Origin of the sequence: Acinetobacter sp. YH12023 (genome assembly GCF_013420135.1) — a bacterium.
GTDB lineage: Bacteria > Pseudomonadota > Gammaproteobacteria > Pseudomonadales > Moraxellaceae > Acinetobacter > Acinetobacter amyesii.
Genome location: NZ_VOYU01000017.1, coordinates 40,975 through 53,763, shown reverse-complemented (window position 1 = coordinate 53,763; position 12,789 = coordinate 40,975). Strand labels below are relative to the sequence as shown.

At 40.2% G+C, this 12,789-nt stretch carries 10 protein-coding genes and 1 pseudogene; 4 read left to right on the top strand and 7 right to left on the bottom strand.

Features of this window, described 5'->3' with window-relative positions:
- Window positions 1-100: 100 nt before the first annotated feature.
- The 3 genes and pseudogenes from FTT92_RS15300 to FTT92_RS15290 all read right to left on the bottom strand — a co-directional run bounded on the left by FTT92_RS15300 (window position 101) and on the right by FTT92_RS15290 (window position 2,547).
- Window positions 101-982 carry an SIR2 family protein gene (locus tag FTT92_RS15300; protein WP_257231759.1) on the bottom strand — a complete coding sequence of 294 codons (882 nt, stop codon included), beginning with the start codon at window positions 980-982 and terminating at the stop codon, window positions 101-103.
- Between the two features lie 33 nt (window positions 983-1,015).
- Window positions 1,016-1,180: pseudogene (locus FTT92_RS15295) on the bottom strand (endonuclease domain-containing protein); the annotation flags it as partial.
- A gap of 230 nt (window positions 1,181-1,410) precedes the next feature.
- Complete coding sequence (locus FTT92_RS15290; protein ID WP_180172539.1) at window positions 1,411-2,547, bottom strand: GGDEF domain-containing protein; 1,137 nt, start codon at window positions 2,545-2,547, stop codon at window positions 1,411-1,413.
- Between the two features lie 381 nt (window positions 2,548-2,928).
- Here FTT92_RS15290 and dhaK point away from each other — a divergent pair, with 381 nt between their 5' ends.
- The 3 genes from dhaK (at window position 2,929) to FTT92_RS15275 (ending at window position 7,348) form a co-directional block, all read left to right on the top strand.
- A complete protein-coding gene (gene dhaK / locus FTT92_RS15285; RefSeq protein WP_180172538.1) occupies window positions 2,929-4,659 on the top strand; it encodes a dihydroxyacetone kinase subunit DhaK in 1,731 nt (576 codons plus the stop codon).
- Between the two features lie 223 nt (window positions 4,660-4,882).
- On the top strand, window positions 4,883-5,560 hold the full coding sequence (locus FTT92_RS15280) for a DUF421 domain-containing protein (RefSeq protein ID WP_180172537.1): 678 nt from the start codon (window positions 4,883-4,885) through the stop codon (window positions 5,558-5,560).
- Between the two features lie 600 nt (window positions 5,561-6,160).
- Window positions 6,161-7,348, top strand: a complete 1,188-nt coding sequence (locus tag FTT92_RS15275) for an ammonium transporter (RefSeq protein ID WP_180172536.1) — start codon at window positions 6,161-6,163, stop codon at window positions 7,346-7,348.
- A gap of 76 nt (window positions 7,349-7,424) precedes the next feature.
- On the opposite strand, the gene FTT92_RS15270 is transcribed toward FTT92_RS15275, so the two are convergent.
- Window positions 7,425-8,123, bottom strand: coding sequence for an HAD family hydrolase (locus tag FTT92_RS15270; protein ID WP_180026488.1), 699 nt, complete (start codon window positions 8,121-8,123; stop codon window positions 7,425-7,427).
- A gap of 172 nt (window positions 8,124-8,295) precedes the next feature.
- Here FTT92_RS15270 and FTT92_RS15265 point away from each other — a divergent pair, with 172 nt between their 5' ends.
- Window positions 8,296-9,003, top strand: coding sequence for a phosphatase PAP2 family protein (locus FTT92_RS15265; protein WP_180172535.1), 708 nt, complete (start codon window positions 8,296-8,298; stop codon window positions 9,001-9,003).
- Window positions 9,004-9,033: 30 nt separating this feature from the next.
- Here FTT92_RS15265 and FTT92_RS15260 read toward each other — a convergent pair whose 3' ends face one another.
- The 3 genes from FTT92_RS15260 to FTT92_RS15250 are packed head-to-tail and all read right to left on the bottom strand — an operon-like array spanning window position 9,034 to window position 12,721.
- Window positions 9,034-10,359 carry an ATP-binding protein gene (locus FTT92_RS15260; protein ID WP_180172534.1) on the bottom strand — a complete coding sequence of 442 codons (1,326 nt, stop codon included), beginning with the start codon at window positions 10,357-10,359 and terminating at the stop codon, window positions 9,034-9,036.
- Between the two features lie 19 nt (window positions 10,360-10,378).
- Window positions 10,379-11,047 (bottom strand): response regulator transcription factor, encoded by a 669-nt coding sequence (locus FTT92_RS15255; protein WP_180089255.1) that lies wholly within the window; start codon window positions 11,045-11,047, stop codon window positions 10,379-10,381.
- Between the two features lie 3 nt (window positions 11,048-11,050).
- Window positions 11,051-12,721 (bottom strand): phosphoethanolamine transferase, encoded by a 1,671-nt coding sequence (locus tag FTT92_RS15250; protein WP_180172533.1) that lies wholly within the window; start codon window positions 12,719-12,721, stop codon window positions 11,051-11,053.
- Between the last annotated feature and the right edge of the window lie 68 nt (window positions 12,722-12,789).

The following is a 12,789-nucleotide window of genomic DNA, read 5'->3' as shown; positions in this document are numbered from 1 at the left end:
CGCGACTCATGAGTGCTCGGTTATATGCGGGCCAATTGGTTGTGCGGTAGATTTTGTGTGTAGGCTTCTTCATTTGAAAATTATATCGCTGAAAAAGCCTTTACAGATAGGTTTGTGCAACAAAGCCGATACTAATTAAATTACCATCAACCAAAATATCATGATCAGAAATTTCCGTACTTTTAAGATCTGGCTCATATTCAACTAATAAAAAATTTCTTTTAATCTTTTTTGCTTGTTCTGAATTTGGAGGAACATACTTAAAAATAGTATTTAGAATACTTTGTATATTTTCATCTTGAACACTATAGCCTAAAAATATAATTGGATTATGTACAAATAGAGATATTAATTGGGCTCTAATTAGATCATATCTTTGATTAAATTGAATATAGTCATCTTTAGTCAAAATAATTGAACTAGGATTATTTATACAACCATGAATTTTATAAATTGTTCCGTATGGATTACTTAGTAAAATCTCATTACCAATTAACGGAATAAAATCAACTAATTCCTCTAAAAGCAAATCATAATTTGTTGTAATAATTGAAGATATATTCTTCGACATTTCTCTAAATAAATCAACTTCTCCATTCACTCCATTTTTGAAATCCATATGATTAAGTAAATCACATACATAAAGCTTAAAACGACTTACAGTTTTATTATTTCGACTCAATTCATAAAACTTGTCATTTATTTCTTTAAATTTCCCATTTCTATCATTTTTTAAAACCTCATTGAATTTTTCTTCTAAAGCACTTGCTAATTGCATTAAATTACATTCATCTTTCTTTTCATCAAAGCTTGATTGCCTAAGATCCAAATAATATTCATCAGAGCCCGTCAACTCAATCGCAATAGTTCTTAGTAAGTCTGGCCAATTGTAAGAATTTTTCAGATAACGCAGACTAAAACCACTACCGACAAACAATACTGGATGGTTTTTATAACTACCCACAAAATCAAAAATATCCATAATAATTATCAAGTTAAAATTTACACAAATTTATCACAACTTTAATTTTTTACATATTTGTTCTACAACACAATTAATCTGTCCCCAAACCTGCCCATTATCAAATCTCAATACTTTCGTACCAAGTTGAGCCAAAGCCTCATCTCGAACTCGATCTGCTTCTAACCCATCATCCGTAAAGTGCTGTATACCATCGCACAATACTCCCTCACCCCAGCCCTCTCCCAATGGGAGAGGGAGCTTTCAGTACGAATTAGATATCCGCATAAATTCAATAATGGATGTTCCCTCTCCTTTTAGGAGAGGGTTAGGGAGAGGTCAATCTAGTTGTTAAGTCTATTTTAAAGATTTAATGGAAGCTCGCTCTCCTGAGCGAATCCTCAACAATTGCTTTAAGATGACGTGCATGGGCTAGCGAGATAAATCAATCATGCTAATACAGCAAACTGCACCTGATTCCGCCCATTTTCTTTTGATTTATATAGAGCTTGATCTGCCAAACGCGTCACTTCATCCATAATCATACCTTCATGCGCAGTAGCAACACCAAAACTCGCCGTCACTTTCAAAACACTTTGATCTGGCAGAGTGATCTCCAATGCTTCAATAGCCTGACGACAGCGTTCCGCAATTTCTAAAGCCTTTGGCAAGTCCTGATCGGCTAGAACTAGAGAAAACTCTTCTCCACCAAAACGACCAACTCGATCCTGCTCACGAACCGCATGTCTGAGCACATGAGCAACTTGGCGCAATACTAAGTCACCTGCTTCATGTCCATAACTATCATTAATTTTTTTAAAATGATCTAAATCCAAAAGAATCATCGAATATTTTTGGAAATTCTTTTGATGTCTTTTATTCACAAATTCAGATAAATAACGACGGTTATATACTCCCGTTAAACCATCAATTCGGCTCAAAATTTCAATCTTCTGATCTCGATTACGCCACTGACGCAGCAATATTTCAAAAAATAATGCCGAAGTAATTAATATCGGTGAGTAAAGGATCAACATACTTTTAAGCCAAAAACTATTGCTGTACAAATCACTTTGATTTAGCTGATCACTAAATAAAGGCGCATAAGGCAATGTACCAATGGCGGTGAAATAACACATCGCCCCAAAAACCAAAGTCACAATCACCATAATGCTATAAATGACTTTGGGTTTATAAAATACAAAACCAATCAGCAAAATATTCAAAATTCCGCCCATAGATGCAGGGCTATAAAGGCCAACGCTTTTGGCTGAATACAGCAGCAGTAGCCCAAAAAATAGCGGAATAAACCAGCCCATAACATGACGGAACTTCGCATTTCCCTTAAATGCTAAAGCAAGCAAAAGTACAAAGGCGGTTAAAAATATCTGACACCACGTAGTAAAAATACGCTCATCATGATAGCTCTGACTAAACCAAATTTGGTTTGCAGACTCGTAATTCACCACATACCAACCCAAATGCCCAAGCAAAATCAGCAGCGCAAATACAAGTAAAAGTATGCCCTTATTAAAGTCTGGCCAATAAATGAATACATCGTCTGTCTCAAATAAATGAAATTTCAAAGACTTAAAATTTTCACTTATTTTATTTTTTATTCTTAGCATTTTGCCCATATATATTTATAAATCAAAAAATTAAATGGTTTTCACAACTGACATCCTTTTATTCAGAGTTAAGGATTCTTTTTCTTTATAGCACCATTAGCAATGTTGATCTGCAAAACTTTAGGCCTCTTTTTAACAAATTATTTAAGCCCCTTTTAACGTTGCAATTTTTTCCTATCTAAAATGAGTAATCTTCATTTTTTAGAATGTCATTCAATATAAAAACTCAACCTTTAATCAAAAAATTGCTTTTTTACACTTTTATGTCAGCAAACATTATGTTTTTCGATAATAATAAACTTTTTACATTCTCCCCTATAAATACAGATTGGTACATCCATGAAAAAACTCATGAACGGTGCAGAAAACATCGTAATTGAAATGTGCAAAGGCTTTGTTCTTGCGCATTCTGAACTCGCATTTAACGAGTCGCACAAAATCATTTCACGCAAAGAAAAACACAACAACGTGGCATTGATCAGTGGCGGTGGTAGCGGTCACGAACCTGCCCATGCAGGTTTTGTCGGTACAGGCATGCTCGATGCTGCCGTATGTGGTGATGTGTTTGCATCTCCATCGCAAATTCAGGTCTATAAAGCCTTACAGCAAGTTGCGACTGACAAAGGCGTGCTGATGATCATCAAAAACTATTCTGGCGATATGATGAATTTCCAGAATGGCGCAGCCCTTGCAACTGAAGACGGCATTAAAGTTGACTATGTAAAAGTGGCAGATGACATTGCGGTTAAAGACAGCCTATATACAGTCGGTCGTCGTGGTGTTGCAGGTACAGTGTTTGTACATAAGATTGCAGGTGCAGCAGCATCAAAAGGTTTAGAACTTGCAGACGTAAAAGCGATTGCTCAAAAAGCTGCGGACAATGTCATTAGCCTTGGTTTTGCCTACAGCTCATGCACCGTACCTGCCAAAGGTACACCAACCTTCTCTTTAGCTGAAGATGAAATGGAGTACGGTGTTGGTATTCATGGTGAACCCGGCATCCGTCGTGAAAAAATCTTGCCATCCAAAAAAATGGCACAGCGCATCGTGGATGACCTGTTCCTTGACCGCCCAGACATGAAAGAAGTTGCAGTCTTGGTCAATGGCTTTGGTAGCACACCGCTGCAAGAGTTGTATGTCTTTAACCATGATGTATGCGAACACCTTGCACGTAAAGGCATCAAAATTTACCGCACATTTGTCGGCAACTATATGACCAGTATCGACATGAATGGTGCATCTGTGTCCTTGCTTGCTGTCGATGATGAATTGAAAACCTACCTCGATGCAGCAGCCAATACCCCTGCATTTAAAATGGATGGTTCAGCAGCACAGCCTTTAACTTTTGTATCCAAAGATGCTTCAGCCGAAGCTGTAGTAAACACCCAAGTTGAAACACAGCCTGAACATGCGGTGATTAGCAATGAGCAATTCACCATCGAAAACATGCGTTATGTGGTGGATGTGATGTCTGCCTGTATCATTAGAAATGAAGTGCCATTCTGTGAGCTGGACGCGCATGCTGGTGACGGCGACTTCGGTATGAGCGTGGCGAAAGGCTTTAAGCAATTAAAACGTGAATGGCAAAGTCTGATTCAAGCGCAGCAGATGGATGAATTCATGCTGAACTGCTCAATGATCATTATGGAACATTGTGGTGGCGCGTCTGGCCCAATCTGGGGTTCAGCATTCCGTGCGGCAGCGAAATCAATTCAAGGCAAATCAGTTTTAACTGTCGCTGATTTTGCCGAGATGCTGCAAGCAGCGGTCAAAGGCATTCAAACTACAGGTGAACGTTCATTTGGACGTGGCGCAGTGGTGGGTGATAAAACCCTAATTGATACCCTAGTACCATGCGCAGATTCATGGTCTGCCCATACCGACAAATCGTTTAAAGAAAACTTTGTCCTTGGTGCAAAAGCGGCTGTTCAAGGTGCTGAAAAGACCAAAGAAATCGTGGCGCGTATGGGGCGTGCGGGAACTGTGGGCGACCGCAGTCTTGGCTATCCAGATGCAGGCGCACATGGTTTAGGCGTAATCTTTACGGATATTGCAGAACATATTAAATAACTGAGCATCTTTAAAAATTGCCAGACCACATCAAAAGCATCGATTCGTCGGTGCTTTTTTTATGGCTATTTTAAAGCACTTTTTTCATCAAATATCTCATGCATACAATACCGTTAGCATGAAATTCATTTTCGAATAGTGCTTAAAAATTAACACAATTGAGCTGCTTTATCGCCCAGCGCTTTGCTAAGTTAAAACATATAACGATAAAAAAGGATGAGACATGGATTTCACTCAAATTTTCATCCATGACACTACATGGACTTTTGCTGCCGAAGTGATTTTGCGTAGCGTCATTATGTTCGTTTTAATCATCGTATTCTTACGCCTAACAGGCAAACGCGGCGTGCGACAGTTATCCATATTTGAAGTTGCGATACTCCTTGCTTTGGGTTCTATTGCAGGCGACCCAATGTTTGAAGAGGAGCTCCCCCTCCTGCAAGCTCTCATTGTGATGACGGTGGTAATTGGTTTATACCGAATAATCACTTGGCTCATGATGAAATACCAACCTTTTGAAGATTTAATTGAAGGCAAAGCCCTCTACATTGTGGAAGATGGTGAATTGGTCTTAGAAAAGATTAAGCAAGGTAAAATGTCACATGATGAATTCTTCTCTGAAATGCGTCAGCAAAATGTTGAGCATCTTGGACAAGTTCGAGTTGGCTTATTAGAAAGTGATGGCAAATTTAGTATTTTGTTTTATCCACCTGAACAAGTGCGTTATGGACTGCCACTATTTCCGAAACCCTATAAAGCGGTTCGCGATATCAAAATGCATCATCTGTATGCCTGCACACACTGTGGCAAAACCATGTACATTCACGGTGCTCAGGATGTCTGCCCGCGCTGCGGATGTTGTGACTGGGCTGAAGCGATTAATACACAGCGTTTAGCTTAAGCATTCAAGGCTAAAACTTTAAAATTCTTTGCCGCTTCAATTAAACACGTCATCAAAATACAGTCAGATCCAACGACCATCACCTCAGACCCACCCCTGAATGTTTTTCGCCATCTAAAAGTGCAGCAGCAGAGATTTCATTGGTTAATATCTGGGCATTATTTCAGTTCAGGCAAGACATCCAGCTTTCAACATTTAATGACCACAAGACGCTCAGAAAGACTCCCAAAAATGTATCATTCGTCAATTTTCAGTTTCATTCTCGCACTAACATCTATCAATCAGATAAAAATACAAAATAATGGACTGCCCTGAATTAACTCAGAAATGGCGCTATTTGTTTTTCATTTTTTAAACAGATTCAAAAAACATAGTTTTTCACTTAATAATCATTCATTTAATTTTGTCATTGCAAATCACCATTGCATTATTTTAGTGCACTATTGTCATACTCAAGCAAGTCTTTGCTTTATATCGAGTCTTCTACATTTTTTAGTTTTTTTAATCAAAATTTCCCTCTCTCACTCCTCTTTTCGAAATTATTCCGCTCGATATACTGAACTTCTTTTCGTGAACTAGCGCACTAAACTGGAACACCTTATGCAAAATATAGATCTCCTCTTTCTCCTTCTTGGTGCAGTCTTGGTTCTTGCCATGCATGCTGGCTTTGCATTTTTAGAATTAGGTACAGTACGACATAAAAATCAGGTCAATGCGCTGAGTAAAATTTTGACTGACTTTTCTATTTCCGCAATTGCATACTTTTTTGTGGGTTATTACATCTCTTATGGTCAGCACTTTTTTCATATTGGGGACACTTTAGCAGCCGATCATGGCTACAACTTAATGCGTTGTTTCTTCCTGCTAACTTTTGCCGCAGCCATTCCAGCGATTATTTCAGGTGGTATTGCTGAACGTGCAAAAATGCGGACTCAAGCGATTGCCACATTATTATTGGTCGCTTTGGTCTATCCATTCTTTGAAGGCATGGCATGGAATGGTAATTTTGGGCTACAAGTATGGTTAGAACGCACATTTGGCGCAGCATTTCATGATTTTGCAGGTTCGGTCGTGGTACATGCCATGGGCGGTTGGATCGCTTTGGCTGCGGTGCTTTTACTTGGCGCACGTCATGGACGCTATAAAAAAGACGGTCGTATCAGCGCTCACCCCCCTTCAAGTATTCCATTCCTTGCCTTAGGTTCTTGGATTTTAATCGTCGGCTGGTTTGGCTTTAACGTGATGAGTGCGCAACGTTTGGATGCCATTTCAGGACTGGTTGCAATTAACTCTCTCATGGCAATGGTGGGCGGCACGCTTGCAGCAAACTTTATGGGTAAAAATGACCCCGGTTTCTTACATAACGGTCCCTTAGCAGGTTTGGTTGCAATCTGTGCAGGCTCAGATGTAGTTCATCCTGTCGGTGCGTTAATTATCGGCGCTATCGCAGGTCTGATCTTTGTCAAACTATTTACATATACTCAAAACAAACTCAAAGTCGATGATGTACTTGGCGTATGGCCACTACATGGTGTATGTGGTGCTTTCGGTGGTATTGCAGTGGGTGTATTTGGACAAAAATGGTTGGGCGGTTTAGGCGGTATTTCAATGATCTCTCAATGTATCGGCACGCTACTCGCGATCGTGATTGCATTGGCAGGTGGATTCATCGTTTATGGTCTACTCAAAGTAACGATGGGCATTCGCCTAGATCAAGAAGAAGAATTCCGTGGTGCAGACTTAAGTATTCACCGTATTTCAGCCAACTCGGATGAAAACATGTTCTAAACAACACAATCTAAAGCGGCATTTATGCCGCTTTTTTTTACCCTGGACTTCGCTTAAAGCTTGAGTTTAAATCACCTTATTTTAGAAAATCTAAGACCTGATCCAAATGCTGAATTTTATTCGGAATGCTGTGCTGTTGTTCTGCACTTAAAGTATGAAAGCCTTCAAGCAATACGGCAGACATCCCTGCTTGGCTCGCACCATAAATATCATTGACAGGATGATCACCAATAAATAAACACTCGGTTTCCGTCACGCCCAACTCACGACAACTGTACTGAAATATTTCAACTTTGGGCTTACTGATGCGTGCACTTTCCGAGCTGATGATCTGATCAAAATACGATGCAAAACCCAGTCCATTTAAAATATTCAGGCGTGTGGCATGTCCACCATTCGACACCACCGCCAATTTATACTGCTGTTGTTTTAGTTGCTGCAGCAAGCTCAATGCTCCTGGCATCGCCACAGCAAACTGACCAAAGTGCTGAAACCAAAATTGTGTGAGTTCATCAAAATCAGGGCGTTGTATCCAATCCAGCTCCGTTTGTAGAGCATAAGCGACAGATGCCCCAATACTCGGATGTGTAAGGAGTTCTTTTTTCGGATATCCCCCATTATCTATACGGTTAATAATACGTTTAATCTGTACAAGGTCTACCTCCGCCAACGTCGACTGATAAGACTCGGCTAAATACTGCGTATAGGCCTGAACGCTGTGATCTCGGTGAGTCAAGGTATTATCTAAATCAAAAAGGACTGCACGTATGCTCATAAATCTTCATTACTGAGTTTTCAAAAACTTTAACACAATGCCCGTTCTGCTTTATGCACCTTCTTCGCTATCGATATCAATACAGTTCAAATAGCCGATTAAGTCTGATTTAAGTTTTGTGGTTTCAAATAGCAGCATTCAAACAAAATAATTTCAGCACATCACACGACTTATGCTCTCGAACCGTACCTTTTTATTGCGACAAGCCCTGCTGCTCACACTCAGTTTGGTTGGCCTCCTTTATGTTTTTCCCGTCGGCGGTTCGCTCGACCAAGCTTTTATTCAGCCTTGGGTCGACCTACATGGTGGTTTTCCTCATCGTAATGATTGGGCACTTGCGGTGCTGAACCATCGCTATATCAAGAATATCGTTATAGGCGTTTATGTTCTCTATATCGCAGCGTGGATATGCAGTTTTAAATATCCTCATCTGAAAGCACGTAAGTTTGAATTCGGTTATTTTATCGTAGTGGCTCTACTCAGCACGGCAATGATTGGTTTGCTCAAATCACAATCTGCACATGCCTGCCCTTGGAATATGACCGTCGCCACAGCCCAAGGCTTTTCTTGGGATTTTTCAGCACGCCAAGGACACTGCTTCCCCGGTGGCCATGCTGCGACTGGTTTTGCCTTAATTACGGGATATTTTGTTTATCGAATACATCGACCTGCCCGTGCATATTTCTTTTTATCTGCTGGGCTGATTTTAGGCTTTGCTTTTGGCTGGGCGCAAATGATGCGGGGTGCACATTTTCTCAGTCATAATCTATGGACAGCATGGTTTATTTGGGCCTTTAACACAGTCATTTATACATTTGGCTGTCGTTATCTACCCACAGAAAAAATCAAAACTGCCTATAAACACTTTGAATGGATATAGGCTTTATTCGCAAGGAGTAAATTAAAATAATTAGGAGTTTAAAGGTCTTAGCGGAATCTGAATCGTTACTTTCAACCCACCCAGCGTTTCACTTTTCGCAAAATCTAAACGTGCACCGATATGTTTTGCGGCTTTATCCACGATTGCCAGCCCTAAACCACTTCCAATTTCTTCATGATTATAAATTCGATAAAAGCGTTTTCGAATTTGCTCATATAAAGCTGGGTCGATGCCAGGCCCACTATCTTCAACCTGTACAACCGCCTGCCCCGCATGTTCAAAGACGGAGACATTAATCATGCCCTGTGCAGGGGTATATTTAATGGCATTATCAATCAAATTAAAAATGATTGAATGTACCGTTGGCTCAAGACTATATAAGGCAATGCTTTGTTGTTGCTCCATGCCAAGGTCAATATCTTTTTGCATCGCCAAATGTACCAGTTGCTCCACGCAATTGGTTGCGACTTGCTTAAGATCAAAATGTTGTTTGCGCTCAAGTTCAAAGACCGAGGCATCTTGTTTTGCCAAACTCAATAATTGACTGACCAAATGCTGAATACGAATTAAACCTTTACTCAAATTTTGTAGAGCGTCATCTTGTGGAAATTTTTGTAGCAAAATCTGCATTTGCAAATTCAGTGCGGTAATCGGGGTCCGTAACTCATGCGCTGCGTCAGCAATAAACTGGCGCTGTTCCTGCTGTGACAATGAAATTCGTTCAAACAACTGGTTCATTTCAATAATAGTCGGTGCAATTTCCTCTGGATACGGCATTTGAGAGATTGGAGAAAGTTCAAAGGCATCCCGTTTTGCCAGTTCTTTTTTAAATTTTTCCAGTGGGTTTAAACTGCGTTGAATCAACCATCCCAAAGCGATTAATGCAAAAGGTATAAAAACCAAATAGGGAATAAACATGCTACTGGCCAATTCTGCTGCAAGATGCTGTCGTACCGATTCTTGCTGACTGACCTGAATTTGCCGATCTGCAAGTGGCAAAATATAGGTATGCCACTCATCTTGTTGGGTATTGTGGGTATAAAAACCGGCTTTGGGCTGAGGCGCGACCAATAATTTTAATTGATGGGTTTGATGCGCATTGGACTGATAAGTCCACACATCAACAAATAAATCTTCTTCGTGATAACGCTTATGTTGATCAAATTCGCCGCGAATAGGCTGCGGATCATGCTCTGCAACACGTTCCGCCAAATTTTGCATTTGCGCATCTAAAATTTCATTAATTTCTTCAAGTGCAATTCGATAAGCTGAAAACACCAAAAGACAGCCCAAAAACATACTGAAAACAGACACATAAATAATTAGTCTCTTTTTCAGAGAATAAGGCTGCTGCATGGTTGATAATTCCTTTGCCTTAACCGAGTCGATAACCTAAACCACGAATGGTGCGAATAAAATCTTTGTCTAATTTTGTTCTGAGATGATGCACATACACTTCTATGGTATTACTACTGATATCACTATCAAAATCATAAAGCTTATCTTCTAAATTGGCTTTCGAAAAAATCTTATTCGGATGCGTCACCAGTGGAATCAATATGGCCCATTCACGGTTAGATAAATCAACATATTGCCCCTTATAGCGTGCAAGATGCTGCTCAATATCTAAAATCAATTCACCATGTTTTAAAATTTTCTGTGGTGCTTCGACTGAACTCAGCCCTGTGCGTCGAAGGAGCGCATGAACCCGTGCAAGTAATTCATCAAACTCATAAGGCTTAATCAGATAGTCATCTGCCCCATGGTTTAAACCATCTACACGATTTTGTAATTGATCACGTGCCGAGATGATTAACACTGGCAATTTAGGCTGCATTTGACGAATTTGTTTCAGGACTTGCATACCATCCATCATCGGCAAACCCAGATCTAGTAAGACGATATCAATCCCCCCTTGCATTATGAGCTTTAAGCCATCGATACCATTATTCACCCACTCGACTTCAAACTGTTGATAGTTCAACAAGGTTTTAGTCGATTCGGCAATCATGAAATCATCTTCAATAATAAGTATTTTGTGCATGGCTTAAGTCCTGCGCTGTACTGAAGTACATTGTTGCAACATATTGTTTTTTTCATCAATCACTTGAGTCTGCACATCGAGCAAACTCAATAGCGATGGAAATAGATTATCCTGACTTAATTTTTGGCTTTTTTGTGCCATTAAACAAGTATATTGCGCTGAATTATTTTTTTGCCACGCCGGTGAAAACCACATCAACATCGGTACATGGGTTTGCTGTGACGGTGCAATTGCGTATGGAGAACCGTGTAAATATAAGCCATGCTCACCTGTCGACTCGCCATGATCGGACAAATACCACAGTCCTGTTTGATAGTGGTCAGTCACTTTTAAGGTGTTAATCAATTCACTCAGCACATGGTCGGTATAGATAATACTGTTGTCATAACTATTTATTAATTCTGTAGAGCTACATCCCTGTATGGCATTGCTATTACAGGTTGGCTTAAATTTTTGAAACGCTGCGGTACTTCGTTTGAAATAAGCAGGGCCATGACTGCCCATTTGGTGTAACACAACTAAACGGGGAGTTGGATCTGCTTTGGGGATCGAAGCCAAATATGCCTTCAAACCATCCACTAAGATTTCATCATGACATTCGCCATCGGCATCACACCACTTTTTCTTCAGCGCTTCAGGAAATTCATATTTTTCAACACGTGTGCATGTGCCCTTACAGCCTGAATTATTATCTAGCCACGTCACCTTATAACCTGCACGCTGTGCTATATCGAGTAAACCTTCACGATGACTTGCAAGCTGTTCGTCATATTCGGTTCTCGGCATGCCCGAGAACATACAAGGAACAGACACAGCGGTTGCGGTGCCACATGAGCTGACTTGGCTAAAATTGATAATATTTTGCTGACTGAGTTCAGGATTTGTATTTTTAGCATAGCCATTGAGTGAAAAACTTTCCGCGCGCGCAGTTTCACCAACCACTAAGACCATCAATTTTGGTAAGCTTTTGGCGCTTACGTTTTCAACTATATGTGCATCTTCACCATAGCTCAGCAATGGCAAATTCTGTTTCGGTGCTTTTTTGTGATAATAGGAAAATGTCGAAGCGATACTGTTTTGTGGTGAGAGCATGCCTTTTAAGTCACGATGCTCACGAAAGATCGCAGCATAATCGACAAAATAAACAAACAGCAAAGCACCCATGAGGATGAGCGAAAGCACTATATGTAAACCCTTTTTGGCTACCACCGTGCTTAGGGCTTCTTTATGCAGTGGCAAAAGCCAGATCAATAGCACTGGCAAAATAACCAGTCCAAAGACCCAGATAAAAAATTGTGGCGAGATTAAATCCTGCACTTCCTTTACATCTGTTTGCATCATGTTCTGCACTTGGTCAGATGTAATGGTCACGCCTAAACTATTGACGAAATAAGCACTCAAGCCACCAATGATCAGCAAAACACTCGCCAAAAGTTTTGAATTCCATCGCCATTGCAGGAGTTGCATCAGCACATTATAAAGTGCCACCACCACCAGTACGGTTGCCGCTAAAAATAGTCCGGCCTTCAGCCCCGTATAAGGCGTGAGCTGCTGGATTTGCTGATAAAACGTAAGGTTCAAAACCACCCCAAGCCATAAGGCAAGCACGAGGTTAAATTGACTTAAACTAAGTCTTGGAATTTTTTGCTGTATTTTAGCTATGACCTGAAGCATATTGGCATCAATTATTGATCTTTGATGCCCTAATCTAAAAATTCAAACTTAAAAATCACTTAAAACTG